The sequence below is a fragment of the Acinetobacter sp. TUM15064 genome (assembly GCF_008980265.1).
Lineage (GTDB): Bacteria > Pseudomonadota > Gammaproteobacteria > Pseudomonadales > Moraxellaceae > Acinetobacter.
Map to the genome: position 1 here is coordinate 1 of NZ_BKFU01000057.1, position 21069 is coordinate 21069.

Consider the following 21069-nt stretch of genomic DNA (forward strand, 5'->3'; position numbering starts at 1 on the left):
TTTATAGTAGTTGCTATATTTTATTCCGAGTTCATAAAAAAATATTTGGCTGTTAATGCCAATTTGACGACTTATTTGTGTTTGAGTATCTAGTGAATTATCAATATTCTTTTTTAATAAAGTTAGTAGATTTACTATGGATTGCATTGAATGATATTCAATGCAAATAGCGCGGTAAGAAAGATCAAATAGCTGTTTAGAAGTTTTTTGAAAATCATTTTTTTCAAATGAAGAGAATAGAATTTCATCATGTTTTTTGCAAAAACCAGTAAATGTTGAAGCGTTTCTTATACCTATTTTTGAAAAATTAAATCCATTAAAGTCAAATTTCATACCATACACATGTTGATCGACGCTAATGTATTCTAACGAGCCTTTTTTGGAAATGGAATGAGCCTTGATAATTAAATCTGAGCAATTGGAAACATTTTTATGGAGGCATCCGCGATATGAAAAATTACTCTTTATTAAGTTATAAATTTCATTATGTGTCATTTTTACTTTTTTTTCTTTATTGAAATGACAATCAATAAAATTTAAACCTGATAAACACCAGCATGGTTGTTTCTTAGAGTGTTTTCTTAAAATCTCTTGAAAAACCTTTAGAGAAATAAGATTAGCTTTATCTCCTTTCTTTTTATGTGATTTTAATAAATATTGATAGGATGAGCTGTTAAAAAGTTTTTGCTGTACTGCATAGACTAGACAATCCAAATCAATAAATTTTGTACCATTAATAAAATATGTAAGTTTTCGTTTTTCTATTTTCATGTTTGATCTAAATAAGTAAAACCCCGCTATTTCTAGCAGGGTTTAAATTTTATTTCAATCATTCAGCTTAGTGCTGCAACACCGAAATATCTGCAACACTGGTAAACAAGTTACGTAACTGAGCCAGTAAACGTAAACGGTTTGCTTTCAAGTCGCTATCATCTGCCATCACCATAACGCCATCAAAGAAAGCATCAATTGGCGCACGAAGTGCAGCTAATTTAGAAAGTGCTTCTGTGTAGTCTTTCGCAGCCAAAAGCGGTTGAACCACAGGCAGAATTGCTTGAATCTCTGCACAAAGTGCTTTTTCAGCATCTTCAATCAATTTAGATTCAACAATTTCACCAGTCGGTGTGGCTTCTTTCGCTAAAATATTGGCAACACGCTTATTCGCAGCAGCCAAAGCAGCTGCTTCAGGCAAACTACGGAAATGGTTCACCGCAGTCACACGCTTATCAAAATCAAGTGGTGATTTTGGAGAAAGTGCTTGAACCGCTTGAATCACATCAACAGCAACGCCTTGGTCTTCATATTTCGCACGGTAACGGCCTTCAAGGAACGCAACAGCATCCGCTAAAGTTTTATCGTGGCCTTTCAATACATCGCCATAGGCAGCTAAAGCAAGCTTGATCAATTCTTCAATTGAAACATCAAGATTGTTTTCAGTCACTAAACGCAAAATACCAATCGCAGAACGACGTAAAGCAAATGGGTCTTTCGAACCTGTAGGTGCTTGACCAATACCGAAAATACCTGTCAGCGTATCTAAACGATCCGCAAGAGCAATCGTAGTACCTGTTTTAGTTTGTGGTAAAACATCACCAGCAAACTTAGGTAAATATTGCTCACCTAAAGCTTCAGCAACTTCATCATTCTCGCCTTCAATACGTGCATAGTAAGTGCCCGCAATCCCTTGAAGCTCTGGGAATTCTCCCACCAATTCAGAAGTTAAATCACACTTTGCAAGAAGTGCTGCTTTTTCAGCATCCGCAGGGCTTGCACCTGTGATAGCAGATAAAGCCACAGCCAATTTAGCAATACGTTCAGATTTATTCCATAACGTACCTAACTGTGCTTGGAAAACCATATTGGCGAGTTTTTCTTTACGAGATGCAAGCGGTTGCTTTTGGTCTTGTAAGAAGAAGAATTCAGCATCAGACAAACGAGGGCGTACAACTTTCTCATTTCCTTCAATAATTTGAGTCGGATCTTTAGACTCAATATTTGAAACGGTGATGAAATAAGGCTGTAATTTGTTATCGCTATTCACCAAACAGAAATACTTCTGATTGTCTTGCATGGTGGTAATCAGCGCTTCTTGAGGCACAGCAAGGAAACGCTCTTCAAAGCTTGCACGAAGCGCAACAGGCCATTCAACCAATGCCGTTACTTCGTCACGAAGGTCCGCAGGCACAATCGCAATCGCATTGACTTCATCCGCAAGCGCTTTAACTTGTTGATCTATGATCGCTTGACGCTCTTCAAAATTCGCCACAACTTTTGCCGCACGAAGTGCATCTAAGTAAGCATCAGCATTGGCTAAAGTAATCGCTTCAGGCGCATGGAAACGATGACCATAAGTCACATTCGCTGCTTTGTGATCTTGAATTGTTGCATCAACCACATCGTTATCTTTTAGTAATACCACCCATTTTACAGGACGAACGAATTCAGTACGGCTTGCCGCAGAACGCATACGTTTTGCAATTGGAAGATTATCCAGTGCAGTTTGTAAAATTTGTGGCAGTAAAACGTCAAGACTTTGGCCTTTGACATCTTTTAAGTAGCAAACTTTTTCAACTTTACCTGCTTGGAAAGTTGAAACTTGATCCGCAGTAATGCCTTGACCACGCATAAAGCCTTCAAGTGCTTTGGTTGGCTTACCTTCGGCATCATAAGCTGCTTGTACAGCAGGACCATCAAAGCGTTTTTGCGTATCTGCTTGCGCAGCATCGACATTGATAATTTTCAATGCCAAACGGCGCGGTGCTGCATAGGCTTCGATAGAATCAAAAGCCAAGCCTGCATCTTTTAAGCCTTTGATGGTTTCAGCTTGCAATGCATCACGTAAAGTTTTTAAGCTTTTTGGGGGAAGTTCTTCACAGCCAAGTTCAAATAAAACGGTATGTTTAGACATTATTTGTTCTCCGCTGATTTTTCTGCTTGAGCCGCTTCCGCTTCAACCTGAGCTTTCAATTGAGCTAAAACTTCATCACGTAAATGTGGTTCTGCCATTGGGAAACCAAGTTTGGCACGAGCCGCCACATAACTTTGCGCAATAGAGCGCGCCAAAGTACGTACACGTAAAATATAACGTTGACGCTCAGTTACAGAAATCGCACCGCGTGCATCGAGTAAGTTAAAGCTGTGTGACGCTTTAATCACTTGTTCATAGGCAGGAAGTGGAAGTTCAGCTTCCATTAAGCGAGTTGCCTCTGCTTCATAGAAATCGAATAATTCAAACATTTTTTCAACGTTGGCATATTCAAAGTTATAGGTCGATTGCTCAACTTCATTTTGATGGAATACATCGCCATAAGTCACAGTACCGAATTGACCTTTGGTCCAAACCAGATCGTAAACGGAATCGACACCTTGTAGGTACATTGCTAAACGTTCAAGACCGTAAGTGATTTCACCCGTCACTGGGTAGCATTCAACACCACCGACTTGTTGGAAGTAGGTAAACTGAGTCACTTCCATACCGTTGAGCCAAACTTCCCAACCTAAGCCCCATGCACCGAGCGTTGGAGATTCCCAGTTGTCTTCGACAAAACGGATGTCGTGGGTCAGGGTATCAATACCAATGGCTTTTAATGAGTCTAGATACAGTTGCTGGATATTGTCTGGGTTGGGTTTCAGTACTACTTGGAACTGGTAATAGTGTTGTAAACGGTTTGGGTTTTCGCCATAACGACCATCTTTAGGGCGACGTGAGGGTTGAACGTATGCTGCGTTCCAAGTTTCAGGCCCAAGTGCGCGTAAGAATGTTGCAGTGTGGAATGTCCCTGCACCCATTTCCATATCGTAAGGTTGTAAAATCACACAACCTTGTTCAGCCCAGTAGTTTTGTAAGGCAAGAATTAAGCCTTGGAATGTATCAATATGCGATATGGCGCGACTCATGCAGCATCCATTATAAATATAAGAAAAAATTGGTTCTAAGTATAAGGATTTTAGGTGGGAGTGGCAAAGTTTCTGTGCAAAATACAGAATAGTAATTTTAGTGATTATCTTTAGGTTTTTGGCGAAGGTTACTTTTTTCCTCCATGATTTGTTTATGGCTTTTTAAGCTGAGGAAAACAAAAAAAACAGCTGTGGGTAAAATGAAAAATAAGACTAACACTGTTAGGGTAAATACATCTAAAAAACGATGGGGATAAGAAATGTAATAAAAGCTGAGGAAGCCGAATAGCGTTGCCAACCCTATATTGAAGAGATTGAATTTATGAAAATGCTGTAATACTAAAAAGAGCAGAAGATAGGGGGTATAGAAAAAACATAAATAGAATAAAAAAGCAGGAAGAATCATCATAAATAGATACAGCAAAATTTTGGCGTTGGTCACCTGACCACTCATGATTGCAATAATCAATGTAGCCATACAAGTAGCTGGTAGTCCACCAATGGGGGCGAGGAATAAATTTGCTGTTATTCCCTTTTTCGTTTGTTGTAGTGGTTGAAAGAGCTTTTTAGTAATGGATTTCATGTTGGCCTGATTATGATTTTATAGTTAGATTGGCACTTAAAGTAGCAAACTATTACGTTATGAAATAGCACATGAGGGTGTGTTATTGCAATGCTTGAAAGTAGTCTAAATAAGGCATCAATATACAAAAAGAGAAACAATGAGAATACACATGATATTGAGGACAAAGCTGACTTTCATTATTTCAATCTAATGGTATTTATCGGTGTTGTTATAATGAAGTGATGCTGACCGGGTTGTGCAGTTACAGCAATACGTTCACTAAAGAATTCAGCAGAATTACTCATAAAAATAAGATGTAAAATAGATGCATCTTATTGGTGAGACCACGTATAATTTTGCACCAGTTGAGTGCGAAAAAATAGAAGGGTGGCTGTGTTTCATATGCAACTTGAATGGTTAAATACCTTAAAACCGAATTTTAAAGTGTTACCGCTAAAGGAAAGAATGCTCTGTGGTCTGGGTGCATTATTGGGTTTAGCCTTGTCTTCGCTTATCAGTTGGTGGGTGTTGGGGGGAATTAATGCATGGTATATCGCACCGATGGGAGCATCTTCTGTACTGCTTTTTGCTGTGCCTGCCAGTCCTTTGGCTCAGCCTTGGAATATGGTTGTTGGCAATATTATTGCGGGTATTATTGGGGTCAGTTGCGCACTCTATATTCCCAATTTAACGGAAGCATTTAGTATTGCTGTTGCATTATCTATTTTTTTAATGATGACGACAGACTCATTACATCCGCCAAGTGGTGCTGTAGCAATCACTGCTGTTTTGGGGGGAGATGTAGTACATCAGTTAGGATATTATTTTATTGCTTATCCTGTATTGCTTAATTCTGGGGTATTGCTGTGCATTGCAGTTGTCTTTAATCGTTTAATTGGGCGTCAATATCCGCAAGTTGCGACCCAGCTTAATCGGCGCTCCAAAGATCCAACACCAACTCAGAAAGTGACGATCCAACCCGAGGATATTCATCGCGTTTTAGCGAAAGAAACACAGTTACTCGACATTAGTGAATATGATTTACAAAAATTGATTTTAAAGGCCCAAGCTCAAGCGGATACGCGTTTTCAGATAGACTTACGTTGTCAGGACATTATGAGTAAGGATGTACTGTGCTTATACGATGATGAAGATATTCAGGTTGCTCTAGATAAATTTAAACAGATTAATTTAATGAGTTTGCCAGTGTTGAATCGTGCAGGACATTTATGCGGTACCTTGGCTTTATATGAGGTCGTGGAGTGGTTCCAGAAGGCGACAGACTTACGTACATCTTGGCAAGATCAGGTGAAGCATATTATGAGTCGTCAAGTGGTGACCGTACAGCCAGATCAAGCACTGCAAGATTTAATTCCTTACTTTGTTGAGCGTTCTTTTAACTATATCCCTGTGGTTGAAAACAAAGTCTTGGTTGGTATTATTAGCCGAGCAGATATGATTGCAGCCTTATACCGCCAATTGCAGCATCGCTAAGTCGTGTGAATGTTGTAGGCAAAAAAAAGCTACGACACTTTGGGGGAAGATGTCGTAGCATAAAAAGAAACTTTTTTGAGACGAAAGACAGCGTTTATGGGTTGCGATGATCTGGGTTAACGGTACGCATTGTATTGTGATAACCAGCTTGAGCCTGTGGAGAGTGCTCAATATAGTCTTTTTGTTTCGGCATCACTAACCAAAGGATGAGATAAACCAAAATTCCAGGGAATGCGGCACTCAATAGTGAAATGGTGATGAAAACAATACGAAGTAAATTTGCGTTCCAACCAAAACGTTCAGCAATACCACCCATCACACCAGCAATCATGTTTGAGCGGTTAGAGCGATATAAACCAACATTGGCCATCTAGGTCTCCTTAAAATATAAAATGTGAGTTACTTGATGAACTCATACTTTAAAAATGGTGACACAAATACGTTTTTAAAGGTGCTGGAGGCAATTAAAAAGTAAAGTTATGTAACTTACGAAAAGCTTGGGTTTTATACGGATTAAAATGTCCCGCGCTTATGTATTCAGCTTTAGCCATGAAAACGAATTAAGTGTTAAGTATAGTGAATGGTTGGAATAGAAACTCATGATTTGTATGGAAATAAATCACGTTGATGTGGTGAGTGTGGAATGAACTTAAAACCAGAACATCAAGGGGTAATGGCTATATTACGACGAGGAATCGTGGTGGGGCTTATTGGTGTATCGCTATTTGGTTGTGATAATGGGCATTCCGAGGCATCACAGCAACATGAGCCTACCAGCATGAAAGATACACCTGCTAAGAATGAACATTCCGGTAAAAAGCTGACGGAAGTCGCTGGACGCGCCACCATGCAGGATGACTCAGATTATGCACCGCGTAAGCTTGACATTCGTGAGCAGCAGTTTATCGGCCGTTATCGTACACAAATTCAATGTGATGGCTATTTTTTCCCATGTGAAACAGGGAAAGCTGATTTTATTCTGAATTTTTTGCCCGATGGTACTGTACACCGCAGTATTGTTCGTTTAGGGAAGGTTTTTTCTGAAAAACAACGGCCAGGTTTTACACACTTAAATTATCGCCGTGATACGTGGACCATGGACAAAGAACGGACCGAGCTGATTGTGCATCGTAAGGAAGGCCTGAATTTCTATTATCGAGTGATTGATGCACAGACTCTACAGATGGATTTGAATAAAAGTAATAATTTAGATGAAAATAACCAAAAGTTGTATGCACGTGGTTTTCCAAAGTTAGAGCGGGCATATACTTTAAAACGTGAGCCAAATAACTAAGATATTGTATTCTATGGTCATTTATTTGCTAAAGCAGAGTCTTTGTTGATACTGAGATATATCGTAAAAGGAGAGATTGTTCTTTGAAGATAATGCTGAATATATGAAGCACTATTGAAGAATTATAAGAAAGGATTTAGATAAATGGTGGGTCGTCCGCGATTCGAACGCGGGACCAACGGATTAAAAGTCCGCTGCTCTACCAGCTGAGCTAACGACCCTGAGCAAGGTGTACGAAGAAATATTCGCTGAAAGTTTAAAAAAGGATTTTAAAGCATTCGAACCTGAGCAGGTTTGTAAAACCAGATTTTACAAAAAGATGGTGGGTCGTCCGCGATTCGAACGCGGGACCAACGGATTAAAAGTCCGCTGCTCTACCAGCTGAGCTAACGACCCATCAAGGGTATCAAAGAAGTGGTGGGTCGTCCGCGATTCGAACGCGGGACCAACGGATTAAAAGTCCGCTGCTCTACCAGCTGAGCTAACGACCCATATCATTTGATGGAGCGTATTGTAGCAAGATATGCATCTAGCGCAAGTAAAAAATCGCAAACTTGTTGATGTTTGATTATAAATACAACAAATTTGCGATTATCAAGTTAAAAAACAAACAATTTGAACTTAGAACCGATACTGGTAGGCTTGAATATTATCAAAGACTTCCTGTGTGATATCTGTATATGCACTGCTGTTTGGAAGTAAAACCAATAAGCGTTCGCTGGTTTTGGCTGGGTCAAAAGCCTGCTCTTTGAGTTTACTTTTTTGGTATTTAAATGTACCTGTCGTTTCGACCTGTTTTTGTATGCGTAAAAAGACGGGTACAGCATAAGCTGGAAGACATTTTTTAAATGTGGCAAACATTTGCGCTAAGTCTTGCGTATTGAGTTCAGCCCCGTCTGTTAGCGTAATTGCAGCCATCCCCGCACGACCGTTGGTGTTCGGTATTTCAACACCGTAGACGACTGCTTCTGTAATTTTGTCATATTCGCAAACCATGTTTTCTACTTCAGTTGTAGACACATTTTCACCTTTCCAGCGGAAAGTATCACCTAAGCGATCTACAAATTGAGCATGGCGGAAGCCAATATCACGGACCAAGTCACCAGTGTTGAAATAGGCATCTCCAGACTTGAAAACGCCTTTTAAAATTACCGATTTATTTTTTTCAGGGTCAGTATAGCCATCGAAAGGGGAGCGACGGGTAATTTTTCCAATCAGTAAGCCTACTTCCCCTTTTTTGACTTTGATGCAGTGGCCTTCATCATCATGTATCGGTGCATTTTTCTCTTTATCAAACTGAATAATGGCATAAGGAGTTGGTGAGAAACCGACAGTATTGTCAAAGTTAAAAACATTGCTAAAGCCGACATTACCTTCGCTTGAGGCATAAAGTTCTAAAATTTCTTCAATACCAAAGCGTTGCTTGAATTTATCCCAAATATTGGGGCGCATACCATTACCGATCATTTTAGTAACACGATGGCCTTTTTCTAGCTCAGATGGCGGTGCATCCATGAGGTAGCGACACAGCTCACCGACATAGCCAATTGCTGAAGCATCAAACTTTTGTACGTCTTTCCAAAATGCAGAGGTGGAATATTTACGACGCAAAGCCAAGGTTCCAGCCCCTGCAATTACACCGCACCAACACACCACAATGCCTGTCGCATGATACAGCGGCAAGGTGACATACATGACATCATCTGGGCCAAGGTTAAGCACGTGACCATAAGTACCATAAGCCAATGTCCAGCGACTATGTGTGAAAATAACCGCTTTAGGTAGGCCAGTTGTGCCCGAAGTATAAATATAAAATAAGCCGTCTTTACCTATGACACTGTTCGTGGTTGGTGTATTAAATTTGGCGAAGGTATCAATTTTTTCAGCAAGGTTACTAAAACCTTTTGGGGCATGAGCTGCTTCTTTTTGTGTTTCTTGGTCGGCAAACCAGTAGAAGCGATCGGTCGGAACATTTAAATCTTGGCGGATTTCATCAACCACCGCACGGCATTCCTCACCTACGATGACGGCAATTGGGTTCACCAGATTAATGCTATGGGCCAAAACTTTGCCGACTTGCGAGGTATTTACAAGAGCAGTGGTCACTCCAATTTTTGCTAGGGCAATTACGGTTGCCACTAGTTCAGGGCGGTTTTCAATCATCACAGTGATGACATCGCCTTTTTTTGCCCCAATAGATAAATAGTAGTGTCCAATCTGATTTGCCCATTCATTCAGCGCTTGGTAACTAAATTTTTGATCTTCAAAAACTAAAGCTAGACCTAATGGATTACGTTTCACTGCTTTTTCAAAAGCAATGCCCAGTCCTGTCGGGGTGTTCGGCGTACGTAAATATGCTTGCTTTAATCCACTGAGTAAGTTGGGGACTTTACTGATGAATTGGGGAAGTTTTGCTGCAACGTCGGTGATACCAATGAGGTCATGAGATGGGTGTTGGCTCATATGAATCCTAATTATTTTATGCAATCCAATGCGTTTGAGTAGTGCTCAGTTTATACACTTGTTCTTTTAATCTTTTCAGTCTAGTGCAATCAACCTAATCCGACAAAAATAACAAAAAAACCTAGCCACTGGCATGACTAGGTTTTTAAAATTTACAGCTCTAAGGCGAATTACGACTCAGTTGGACTGGCCTTTTTCGGTGGACGCCCACGTGGACGACGCGGACGAACTGGCTTGTCTTTATCAGACTTATCTGATTCGTCAGCTTCTGCTGAAGTTTCAGCTTTCTCTGCTGTATCTTCAGTTATTTTCGCAGCTTTTGGCGCTTTAGTTGGTGCTACAACTGGTGCTTCTTCAACTACTGGCGCTTTAGGTTCGGCCTCAGCTGTTTCAGCGACTGCTGTCACAACTGTGTTTTCAGATTGAGCCTCAGCTTCAACAGGGCTTTCCTGAGTCGTTTCAACTACGGGAGTTTCTTCGACTTGAGCTTCAGGTGCCTCCACTTGCGCAACTGCAACAGTTTCTTCAGGAGCGGTCACATCAGCAACAGGTGCAGTTTCACGTGCTTGTTTCACTTGATCCAAGGCTTGTTCAGCAGCAAGTTTTGCTAAACGACGACGCTCGCGAGGGTCATTTGCAACACGCTTTTCTGACTCAGGCTTTGGTGGTGTTAAGTCCAAGACTGCAACAGGTTCTGCTTCAGGTTGTGCTTTGGCAACTTCAACATCACGTGTGACAGGTTTTTTCTCAGCTTCTACAGCAGGCGTTGAAGCTGTTTTGCTTAACGTTGCAGCATACTCTTCAGTAAATTTCTGAAGGGCACGGTTGAAGGTTGGAATTAAGCCAAATTGCTCAATCAACACTGAACAGTCTTCACCATAGACATGACGAATCAAGCTGCTGATGGTGTACTGTCCTAACGTTGGTACCTGTGAAGGTGTGAGTTTCGGTGCTTCAGCTTGCTGTGCCTGGGCAGCGCGTTGTTGGCGACGGCGTTGACGTGGATCATTGCTGGCACGTTTTACGCTTTCACGTGGTTTCTGCTCTGCGTGGTGTTCAGCTGGAGCTTCTACAACCTCAGGTGCTTTTGCTGGTTCAACCGTCTCTGCTTTTAGATCAACCTCTGCTTTCACAACAGCAGTTTGCTGAGGCTTGGTTTCAGTTGTCGTTTGAGCTGGTGTTAACGCCACGATTTCACTTTGCGCTTGATCGACATTGACCACATGTGCTGTTGTGATCATCTCTTGACGAGGTGCTTCAATCAGCTCAACTTTGAGTTGAGGTTCTTGAGCGACCACTGGCGCTGTTTCAACCGCTTGCTCGTTCAGGACGCTTGGGTCGCGGTGGCGATTTGGACGCTCTGGACGTGGTTGGTTGCGACGGTCACGACGTGGCATTGTATTTTGTTGTTCATTTTGAACATCATTACCTTGCTGTTGTTCACCGTGTTGGCGACGTGATGAACGCTTGTTTTCACGCGGTTCTTGGCGTTGCTGTTCACTACGCTCAGGACGGTCACGGTCTTGGCGTTGTTGCTCGTTACGCTCAGAACGTTGTTCATAACGATCTTGACGTTGTTGCTCTTGACGTGGCACTTGCACAATTTCTTCATGAACTTGGTTTTCATGTTGTGCATTTTGCTCGCGTGGCTCTTTATGTTTAGAACGCTTTTTATTGTGGCGTGTACCGCGTTCCTCTTTCTCGACATGCTTCTCTTCACGGTGTTCAGATTTTGCATGTACAGGAGCAGAAGTCATGTACGCGTTATTGCTTGGTGTTGTTACTGTTGGGACGGCAACTTGACCAAATTGGCCGCGACTGACCGCACCACCATTGACCATTTGTTCAATGGCCGCAGCAGCATTGTTTGCAGAGCGTGATTGATCAACAGTTGCAGCTTGTTTTTGTACAAACAAGTTTTCTAACCAAGCACATGGGCTGCTTGATGCTACAGACGGTGCTGGAGCAGGTTGAGCTGTTTGTTGCGGGTTATTATTACGTTGCTTTTTATTGCCTTTTTCTTGTTGTGCAGGCACTGCTGGAGCGGCGTGTTGATGTGCGTGATCTGCACCATCCAAATGCCATTCTGATGACTCGTAGCCCAACTCTTTTTCGCTTGAACGCGTTGCTTCTGTACGTTCATAACTGGTTGGTGCAAAGCCTTCAGGGTTATACGAAATTTCGTAATGTGGTGTTTCTAAGTGTGGGTGTGGAAGCACGGTCACACGAACACCAGAGGTTTGCTCTAGGTAAACTAGAGTGTGACGCTTTTCATTCAATAAGAAGGCTGCAATTTCAACAGGCACTTCAACTTGAACTTCGCCATGACGTTCACGTAGTGCAATTTCTTCGACTTTACGCATGATCGAAAGTGAAAGTGAACGTAGATCACGAACCATACCTGTGCCATGACAGCGCGGGCAGACATAACCTGTTGCTTCTTCAAGCGAAGGGCGTAGACGTTGACGGCTCATTTCCATCAAGCCAAAACGAGACAATTGACCGAATTGGATACGGGCACGGTCGCTTTGTGTTGCTTCGCGAAGTTTCGCCTCAACCATACGTTGGTTGCGGTCTTTGGTCATGTCGATAAAGTCGATGACAACTAAACCACCAATGTCGCGTAAACGCAGTTGACGTGCAATTTCTTCTGCTGCTTCAAGATTGGTATTGAGCGCTGTATCTTCAACGTCACTACCACGGGTTGATTTTGCAGAGTTAATATCAATAGAAACCAAAGCTTCTGTTTGGTCAATCACGATTGAACCACCAGAAGGCAACTTCACTTCACGTTCATAAGCTGTTTGAATTTGGCTTTCGATACCAAAATGAGCAAATAACGGTTCATTCAAGGTATAGGTTTTTAACTTGTCGATTTGACGAGGCATCACTGCTTTCACGAAGTTATACGCTTCGTTATAGGCTTGTTCTGAGTCAATTAAGATTTCAGCAACATCATCACGTAAATAATCACGAATCGCACGTGTCACCACGCCCGCTTCCTGATGAACCAACATTGGTGATGGACCAGAACTTGCTGTGTTTTGGATTTGTGCCCAAAGATCGAGTAAGTGTTGTAGGTCAAGCTGTAGTTCTTCTTGAGAACGCCCAATCCCTGCGGTACGAACAATTACGCTCATACCACGTGGAACATTGAGTGAAGCCAACATTTCTTTCAGTTCGTCACGCACAGAACCTGAAATTTGACGACTAATACCACCACCTTTTGGATTGTTTGGCATGAGTACCAAATAGCGACCCGCTAAAGAGATGAAGGTAGAAAGGGCAGCCCCTTTGTTGCCACGTTCTTCTTTCTCAACTTGAACCAAAAGCTCTGTGCCTTCAGTAATCAATTCGCGAATGTTTGAAGTTTGGCGTGGGTCTGCTTGATAATATGAGTTTGCGATTTCGCGCATAGACAAGAAGCCTTGACGTCCTGCACCATATTCGACAAACACAGCTTCTAAAGAAGGTTCAACGCGAGTCACGTGACCTTTATAGATATTAGATTTTTTTTGTTCACGGGTACGATTCTCTAAGTCAAAATCGTAAAGACGCTGCCCAGTGACAAGTGCAACGCGAATTTCTTCGGCATGTGTTGCATTAATCAACATACGTTTCATGGGTGTAACACCTAATAGTGATACACAACAAATTATCGCTAAAACACGTAGCGAACATCAAACATCACGGACCAATTTTGCTCAGATCTCAAATAAACCGATTGTGGTCTGAGTTTTATTACCTGCCTTTTTGATCGGCTTCGGTTTTGATTCACATATTGATGATGGCAATACGGCTTCAATCTTTAAACGATTAAAGTCTCCTGCGCGTTTCACTGGCGGACAAGCGGTGCATTGGATGTAAGTAACTTTCACTGTCACATTTGCTCGAAGAGCAACCCTTCTTTTTGGATAGGGTGTCTTGATACGGAATTATCATCGTATCTTTACAACTGTACAGATCCATATGCATCAACGCTGTGGCCTGAATACGAGATCAGGGAGCGACTAATCTGATGTGTATCAGTTTACGTTTAAAAACCAACTTGAGGTTGGTCACATATTTTTTTGGGGCAAACTGATTTATGTGCAGATGCACAATTAAACCTAACAGTTTGCAGTTTTGCCGATATAATAAGCCTTCGGCGTCGGCATAATTCTTTTGGGACCGTTCCAAGCTGAGTTGAGTTTTTCTTAATTATCCAATTTAAAATTGAAATGATTAAGCTTTTAACTCACTTATGGTGGTATCCGTGCGCTGACTATATCAAACCTTGTACCATCTGCCTATGGGCTAAGCTAGTCTTTCTTGTGTAAAGCATAGCCTAAGTGGTCATTTTTTATCCAAATTCCGTATTTTTTAGGTCGCAGTAACTGTATGAATTCTACCCAACAATGGCAAAACGTGACGTGGTTTGAAGTGGACGAGCATCAAGCAGGGCAACGGATTGATAATTTTTTATTTAGCCGTTTAAAAGGTGTGCCTAAAAGTCGTATTTATCGTCTGATTCGTGAAGGTCAGGTTCGGGTCAATAAAAAGCGTATAAAAGCAGAAACTAAACTGTCGATTGGGGACCAAATTCGTGTGGCCCCGATTCGCTATGAACAAAAAGATGAAAATGCGGCGCCTGTTTCTGACAAAGTCGCACAGAGTTTGCTGAGCCGTGTGGTGTATGAAGATGAAGGCTTGATGGTCGTCAATAAGCCATCCGGAATTGCTGTACATGGCGGCAGTGGTGTGGCCTATGGTCTGATTGAAGGCTTACGTGCGGCAACAGGTAAAAAATATTTAGAACTGATTCATCGTATTGACCGTGATACCTCAGGTTTGGTGATGATTTCTAAAAAGCGTAGTGTATTAAAAAGCTTACAGGACATGCTACGTGAACACAAAATTAAGAAAACTTACGCCGCTGTCGTCAAAGGTGTGGTGAGTTTAGACAAGCAGTTAATTGATGCGCCTTTGCACCGCTATGAGTTGTCTAATGGCGAGCGTCGTGTACGTGTATCGAGTGAAGGTAAAGAGTCTAAGACGCAGTGGAATGTGGCTGAGCGCTTTATGCATGCAACCTTAGTCTATGCCTCGCCACTTTCAGGGCGTACCCATCAAATTCGTGTGCATGGTTTAAGTATCGGTCATCCATTGGTTGGGGATGATAAATATGGTCATGAAACAGAATACAAGGGACCGAAACCACGTCGTTTATGTTTACATGCGATGCGTTTAGACATCCCTGGTTATGAGACGATTGAAGCGCCGTTGCCTGAAGATATGCAGAGTATTGTGGCGCAGTTAAGAGCACAGAAGAAGGATTAAGCCTTTTCCACTTCATTGTAGGAGCATTGGTAAAGACATGGCTTTTGTTGGTTGTGATTAATTTAAAATGATGTTGTATTGGTCATCTTTAATTTTCAAAGATGAAAAGTAGCAACAGTCTTTTGTTGAGCTGATAGAACATCCTGAACACGCTTTAAATACTGTGGTAAAGCGAAGTGCAAATCAGCTCAACGGCGACACTTCTGTTGCCATCGTTAGCAAATGCATTGTGTAAATTGTTTTCATAAAAGTAAATATTGGAACCCCAGCATGAATAAACCTGTAGAACTGATTATCTTTGATTGGGATGGCACATTATTTGATTCAGTGGGGCAGATTGTGGCGAGTTTACAATTTGCAGCACAGCAATTTTCACAACCGCTCACCCGTGAAGATGCCAAAAGCATTATCGGTTTAGGCTTGCCAGAGGTTGCACAGCGTTTATTCCCTCAAGTGCCTGAGTTACATACTGAAATTTTGCAATGCTATGCAGAACATTATGTAGCGAACTCAAAAACTGATGTCTGGTTTGATGGTGTTGCAGACATGCTGAATGGCTTACGTGAAGCGGGGTTATTGTTGGCGGTGGCAACGGGTAAAAGCCGTAAAGGCTTAGACCGAGTGTTGGCACAGACTCAGAGTCAATCGTTATTTGTGGCAACCCGTGCTGCCAGTGAAACCAAGTCCAAACCACATCCTTTGATGTTAGAAGAAATCTTAACTGAAACGGGTGTGTCCGCTGAACGCGCGATTATGGTCGGTGATACCAGTTATGACTTGGAGATGGCACGTAATATTGCTATGCCGAGAATTGGGGTGAGCTATGGTGTGCATACACCTGAAACCTTAAGACAATATCAGCCTTTGACGATTGTAGATGATGTAGCCAGTTTGGATCATTTTTTAAGACAGCAGTTGAAGGCTTTCGATGTGGCGTAAGCAAAGTTGACCATTTTTCAAGGCGTATAAGGATATATGCCTAAACTTAATTTTGAAGAACAAGAAATACGCTATGAGTCGTTCTATTCGATTACTTCATTTGTTACAGCATCTGCGGGAACAGCGTTATCCTGTTACAGCCCAATGTTTGGCTGAGCACTTGCAAATCAGTGTGCGAAGTGTGTATCGGGATATCGAAAGTTTACGTGATCAAGGGGTCAATATTGAGGGAAGTGCAGGTTTAGGATTTCAATTGAAAGAAAACTTTCTCCTGTCGCCAATGAGTTTAGATGAGTCAGAAATTGAAGCGATGTATCTGGCATTACAATGGGCTAAATCCATCCCTGATCATGCATTACAGCAGGCTTCACATTCAGTATTAAGTAAATTAAAAGCAGTATTGCCACAAAGAAAACAAGAATTTTTAAATGATACTTATCTAAAATCAATTCATTCATGGATTGAGGTTGATCAAACCATTGTGGAACAAGTTCGTGTTGCAATTCGCTTACAGACTAAAATTCAGATTGATTATGTTGATGAGCATAAACAGATTTCGCATAGGCAATTATGGCCTTTTGCATTGGGGTATTTTAACGACAAAATGTTGTTGGCTGCATGGTGTGAATTGCGAGAAGACTTTAGAAACTTTCGTTTAGATCGGATTCAAACACTCATATTCACAGAGCAAATTTATCCCCAATTTAAACGCCATTTATTTGAACAATGGTGTCAAAAAGAATTTTCAAATTCAGGACAATCGGCAAACACTGCTGACAAAAACTGACACAACTCAGTTCTATTCTAAAAAAACAATAAACACAGAGGATAGAACAATGGCTTTAACTTTATATACCAATACGCAATCTCGTGGCGTTGTGGTGGACTGGCTTATTCTTGATTTGGGGATTGAGCTCGAGCGTATAGAAGTTGCCTATGGCGCAGAAATGAAATCAGCCGAATTTTTAAAACTCAACCCTTTTGGTAAAGTGCCTGTTTTGGTAGATGGTGATGTGGTGATTTACGAGTTGGATGCCATTTGTGCATATCTAGCAGATCAATTTTCTGAAAAAGGTTTGGCTCCCGCACTGGATGATCCGAAAAGAGGTTTATATTATCGTTGGTTGTTTTTTGGTGCAGGCCCGTTTGCAGCAGCCTCCGACAATCAACATTTAAAAGTACTAGTTTCGCCAGAACAGAAGATGTTTATGGGGTATGGCGATTATCAGGATACGTATCAAGCGTTGATTCAAGGCTTGGAGCAAGCCAGCCCGTATCTATGCGGTTCGCAGTTTACGGCAGCCGATATCAGTTTAGGAGCAATGATCATGTGGCAATTAAAAATGAATTTATTAAAGCCACATCCAGCAATTGAGCGCTATGTATTGGCTATTCAACAACGTGAAAGTTTCAAGAACAATCCTGCTTTATTTGCAGCATAAAATCATTTAACTAGAAAAACCTCTTTGATAAGAGGTTTTTCTAATTATAGATTTCTTCAAATAGGTTTCTCACGTATCGTTTTTTAGTCGTAGATGAAAAAATTTGATTGAAATATACATAGTGAAATTATGGGTGATTTTGTCGTTTTCCGTTTTGATTTTTCTATGCTGTTTATTTTGATGGCTAAAATAGAAAAGATTTATAGGTTCTAACTATTGTAAAAAATAAAATAAGTATTGGCGTAAAACCCGCAATTTTCCGATGCTTGAGTGGTCTAAAACATACTCGTTTTGAGTGGTCTTAGGGATAAGCCATCAGGTTCTTCTTCAAGTATATGCTCGCTTCATTTTGAACATCTCTGTCTTTCCCTTGCTCGATAAAACAGTATTTTGTCTCTATTTTGCAGTTTAAGGAAAGCTAGATGTCGAATTCTGCTGTTGTTGAATCTGTTGCGCAGGCTTTACGCAATGCCGAATTATCAAAAACTGCGATTGCACCTATACGTCCGCAATTAGGTGCGGAACAGGCAGATGTCGATATTGCGTATGCGGTTCAGGAAGTGAATACCCAACGTGCCTTACAAGAAGGGCGTCGCTTGGTAGGACGTAAAATTGGTTTGACCTCTAAAGTCGTGCAGGCGCAACTAGGGGTTGATCAGCCCGATTTCGGCATGCTGTTTGCCGATATGGCTTATGGCGATGGTGAAGCCATTCCTGCAGGTTTATTGATTCAGCCTAAAGTAGAAGCAGAAATCGCGTTAGTGATTAACAAAGACTTAACTCAAGAAAAACATAGCTATGCAGACATTATTAGTGCCACAGCCTATGCCTTGCCTGCAATTGAAGTGGTGGATAGTCGCATTGAGAACTGGAAAATTTCATTGATTGATACCGTGGCAGACAATGCGTCTTCTGCGGCATTTGTTTTGGGTTCACGCCCCGTGAAATTGGATCAGCTTGACTTAGTCAACTGCAAAATGACCATGACCCGTGGCGATGAGGTAGTTTCGCAAGGCATTGGTAAAGCCTGTTTAGCCAATCCTTTAAATGCTGCGGTTTGGCTTGCCGATGAGATGGTACGTCGTGGTCGTCCATTGCTGGCTGGTGACATTATTTTAACGGGTGCTTTGGGGCCAATGGTGATTGCCCAAGCAGGGGATGAATTTAAAGTTGAAATTGAAGGCTTTGGTTCAGTAGTCGCTGCGTTTGCTGCGGAATAAATTGGATTTTTGAGAGAGTAGATGCATGAAAAAGATTAAATGTGCATTAATCGGTCCGGGAAATATCGGAACAGATTTATTGTATAAGTTGCAGCGTAGCGAATTCCTTGAGCCAGTATGGATGGTCGGGATTGACCCAAGTTCAGAAGGTTTAACCCGCGCAGCGAATATGGGTCTAAAAACCACAGCAGAAGGTGTAGACGGATTACTGCCACATGTAGTTGCGGATGAAATTCAAATTGCCTTTGATGCGACCTCGGCTTATGTGCATGCGGAAAATAGCCGTAAGTTGAACGAATTAGGTGTGCAGATGATTGACCTGACACCTGCTGCGATTGGTCCGTTTTGTGTGCCACCTGTCAACCTTCAAGAACTCTTGGATGCAGGTGAGTTGCCGAATGTGAACATGGTGACCTGTGGTGGACAAGCGACCATTCCTATGGTGGCTGCCATTTCTCGCGTACAAGCGGTGAGTTATGGGGAAATTATTGCGACCGTTTCGACCAAGTCGGTTGGCCCGGGTACACGTAAAAACATTGATGAATTTACCCGTACCACGGCTGGCGCGATTGAGAAAGTCGGCAGTGCAAAACAAGGTAAAGCCATCATCATTATCAACCCAGCCGAGCCACCACTCATGATGCGCGATACGGTGCATTGTTTAGTTGAAGGTGAACCTGATCAAGTGGCCATTACGGCATCTGTTCAGGCCATGATTACTGAAGTTCAGAAATATGTACCCGGTTATAAACTGGTGAATGGTCCAGTATTTGATGGCAACCGCGTTTCGATATTCCTTGAAGTAGAAGGCTTGGGTGATTTCTTGCCAAAGTACGCAGGGAATTTGGACATTATGACTGCGGCAGCTGCGCGCACTGCGGAAATGTTTGCGGAACGTTTATTGGCTATGGCTGAAGTATAAGGAGCAACCCATGTCTAAGATTATTGTGCATGATATGACTTTGCGTGATGGTATGCATCCACAGCGCCATCAAACCACTGTTGAGCAAATGATTGCAATTTCCACTGCATTGGATGATGCAGGTGTACCGCTGATTGAAGTGACGCATGGCGATGGCTTAGGCGGTTCATCAGTGAACTACGGTTTCGCTGCGGCAACGGATGAAGAATACTTATCTGCTGTTGTTCCGCGTATGAAAAATGCCAAAGTGTCAGCCTTGCTGTTACCCGGCATTGGTACAGTCGATCATTTAAAAATGGCGCATGAAATTGGTGTTTCTACCATTCGTGTAGCAACCCACTGTACCGAAGCCGATTGTTCAGAGCAGCATATTACTGCGGCACGTCAGCTGGGTATGGATACTGTGGGTTTCTTGATGTTGGCACACATGGCATCGCCTGCTCAACTGCTTGAAGAAGCGAAAAAGATGGTGTCTTATGGCGCGAACTGTATTTATGTGACTGATTCAGCAGGTTATATGCTGCCACAAGATGTCACAGACCGTGTCGGTTTACTGCGTCAAGAATTGGACAGCAGTATTGAACTGGGTTTCCATGGGCATCATAACTTGGGTATGGGGGTGGCAAATACGGTTGCTGCGGTTGATGCAGGTGCAATTCGTGTCGACTTGGCGTCTGCGGGTTTAGGTGCTGGCGCGGGCAATACACCATTGGAATTGTTTATTGCGGTCGCTAACCGTATGGGCTTAGAAACAGGCGTGGATCTGTTTAAAGTACAGGATGTGGCAGAGGATTTGGTGATTCCAATGATGTTGAACCCAATTCGAGCGGACCGTGATGCGGCGACTTTGGGTTATGCAGGGGTGTATTCATCGTTCTTACTCTTTGCAAAGCGTGCAGAAGCCAAATATGGTGTGTCAGCGCGTGAGATTTTATTGGAATTAGGCCGTCGTGGTACGGTCGGTGGTCAGGAAGACATGATTGAAGATTTGGCTTTGACCATGTCGAAAGCGAAGGCTGCTTTGGTTTAATCTGATCTTGAATGAGTAAAAACATCTAAATAGGAATGCCCGTCAATTAAGAAATTGACGGGCATTTTCTTTTTAAAACTTGCGATATTATTGGATACGTGGAAGCGTCATCCGCAACCTATCTGGCCTTTGAAGTAGACTGTTTTTGCAACAAAATTATTTAAATGTAGAAAGTGAACAGGTTTTGCGGATGACAAATGTTTTTGGTTCTTTTGGCGAAACAAAAGAACAAAACGAGCTCCAAAAATTCGATTTAAAAACGGTAAGACTCCGCTGTGAATAGCCCAAAAGATTAAGGAGTTTACGATGAAACTCCTTAACTGATTAGTATTAGTCCTTCGGAGCGCTTTTTTGTTTCTTAGATTAGCATTTGAAGTGCAACACCATGTTGTTGCCATAATACCTGACTCGGACTTTTAAAGCTGAGTCTTTTTCTTGGGCGATGATTCAAACGTTGAGTGATTTCTGAGATATATTCATCCGT

15 protein-coding genes, 3 tRNA genes and 1 pseudogene are annotated in these 21069 nt (G+C 42.0%); 9 read left to right on the top strand and 10 right to left on the bottom strand.

Annotation, left to right across the window (positions count from 1 at the left end; genetic code table 11):
* The 4 genes and pseudogenes from GBI16_RS14380 to GBI16_RS14395 form a co-directional block, all read right to left on the bottom strand.
* A pseudogene (locus GBI16_RS14380) lies at window positions 1-771 on the bottom strand (hypothetical protein); the annotation flags it as partial.
* Between the two features lie 67 nt (window positions 772-838).
* On the bottom strand, window positions 839-2908 hold the full coding sequence (gene glyS / locus GBI16_RS14385) for a glycine--tRNA ligase subunit beta (RefSeq protein ID WP_151707313.1): 2070 nt from the start codon (window positions 2906-2908) through the stop codon (window positions 839-841).
* A complete protein-coding gene (glyQ, locus tag GBI16_RS14390; RefSeq protein ID WP_086209633.1) occupies window positions 2908-3897 on the bottom strand; it encodes a glycine--tRNA ligase subunit alpha in 990 nt (329 codons plus the stop codon). Before glyQ ends, glyS begins: the two co-directional genes overlap by 1 nt.
* A 97-nt stretch (window positions 3898-3994) precedes the next feature.
* Window positions 3995-4480 carry a hypothetical protein gene (locus GBI16_RS14395; RefSeq protein ID WP_086209632.1) on the bottom strand — a complete coding sequence of 162 codons (486 nt, stop codon included), beginning with the start codon at window positions 4478-4480 and terminating at the stop codon, window positions 3995-3997.
* 375 nt (window positions 4481-4855) lie between these two features.
* On the opposite strand from GBI16_RS14395, the gene GBI16_RS14400 reads away from it, so the two are divergent.
* The gene (locus GBI16_RS14400; protein WP_086209808.1) at window positions 4856-5956 is read left to right on the top strand and encodes an HPP family protein; all 1101 of its coding nucleotides are present in this window, start codon (window positions 4856-4858) and stop codon (window positions 5954-5956) included.
* A 94-nt stretch (window positions 5957-6050) separates the two neighbouring features.
* On the opposite strand, the gene GBI16_RS14405 is transcribed toward GBI16_RS14400, so the two are convergent.
* Window positions 6051-6326 carry a PspC domain-containing protein gene (locus tag GBI16_RS14405; RefSeq protein ID WP_086209631.1) on the bottom strand — a complete coding sequence of 92 codons (276 nt, stop codon included), beginning with the start codon at window positions 6324-6326 and terminating at the stop codon, window positions 6051-6053.
* 273 nt (window positions 6327-6599) lie between these two features.
* Here GBI16_RS14405 and GBI16_RS14410 point away from each other — a divergent pair, with 273 nt between their 5' ends.
* Window positions 6600-7250, top strand: a complete 651-nt coding sequence (locus GBI16_RS14410; protein WP_086209630.1) for a hypothetical protein — start codon at window positions 6600-6602, stop codon at window positions 7248-7250.
* A gap of 145 nt (window positions 7251-7395) precedes the next feature.
* Here GBI16_RS14410 and GBI16_RS14415 read toward each other — a convergent pair.
* From GBI16_RS14415 to GBI16_RS14435, 5 genes are all read right to left on the bottom strand, one after another.
* Window positions 7396-7471, bottom strand: a tRNA-Lys gene (locus tag GBI16_RS14415).
* 99 nt (window positions 7472-7570) lie between these two features.
* Window positions 7571-7646, bottom strand: a tRNA-Lys gene (locus GBI16_RS14420).
* A gap of 19 nt (window positions 7647-7665) precedes the next feature.
* Window positions 7666-7741: transfer RNA gene (locus tag GBI16_RS14425), tRNA-Lys, on the bottom strand.
* Between the two features lie 130 nt (window positions 7742-7871).
* Entirely contained in the window at window positions 7872-9713 is a 1842-nt protein-coding gene (locus tag GBI16_RS14430) for a long-chain-acyl-CoA synthetase (protein ID WP_086209629.1), read from the bottom strand.
* Window positions 9714-9883: 170 nt separating this feature from the next.
* The gene (locus GBI16_RS14435; RefSeq protein ID WP_151707314.1) at window positions 9884-13336 is read right to left on the bottom strand and encodes an Rne/Rng family ribonuclease; all 3453 of its coding nucleotides are present in this window, start codon (window positions 13334-13336) and stop codon (window positions 9884-9886) included.
* Window positions 13337-14093: 757 nt separating this feature from the next.
* Between GBI16_RS14435 and GBI16_RS14440 the strand changes: the two genes are divergently transcribed.
* From GBI16_RS14440 to dmpG, 7 genes are all read left to right on the top strand, one after another.
* Window positions 14094-15032: an RluA family pseudouridine synthase gene (locus tag GBI16_RS14440; RefSeq protein ID WP_086209627.1), complete on the top strand. Its 939-nt coding sequence runs from the start codon at window positions 14094-14096 to the stop codon at window positions 15030-15032.
* Between the two features lie 270 nt (window positions 15033-15302).
* Window positions 15303-15971: an HAD-IA family hydrolase gene (locus GBI16_RS14445; protein ID WP_086209626.1), complete on the top strand. Its 669-nt coding sequence runs from the start codon at window positions 15303-15305 to the stop codon at window positions 15969-15971.
* A 73-nt stretch (window positions 15972-16044) separates the two neighbouring features.
* Window positions 16045-16758, top strand: coding sequence for a YafY family protein (locus tag GBI16_RS14450; protein WP_151707315.1), 714 nt, complete (start codon window positions 16045-16047; stop codon window positions 16756-16758).
* Between the two features lie 49 nt (window positions 16759-16807).
* Entirely contained in the window at window positions 16808-17413 is a 606-nt protein-coding gene (locus tag GBI16_RS14455) for a glutathione S-transferase family protein (protein WP_086209624.1), read from the top strand.
* A gap of 422 nt (window positions 17414-17835) precedes the next feature.
* Window positions 17836-18633, top strand: coding sequence for a 2-keto-4-pentenoate hydratase (locus GBI16_RS14460; RefSeq protein WP_086209623.1), 798 nt, complete (start codon window positions 17836-17838; stop codon window positions 18631-18633).
* Window positions 18634-18658: 25 nt separating this feature from the next.
* Entirely contained in the window at window positions 18659-19555 is an 897-nt protein-coding gene (locus GBI16_RS14465; RefSeq protein ID WP_151707316.1) for an acetaldehyde dehydrogenase (acetylating), read from the top strand.
* Window positions 19556-19565: 10 nt separating this feature from the next.
* Entirely contained in the window at window positions 19566-20585 is a 1020-nt protein-coding gene (gene dmpG, locus GBI16_RS14470; protein ID WP_068909697.1) for a 4-hydroxy-2-oxovalerate aldolase, read from the top strand.
* The last annotated feature ends 484 nt before the right edge of the window (window positions 20586-21069 follow it).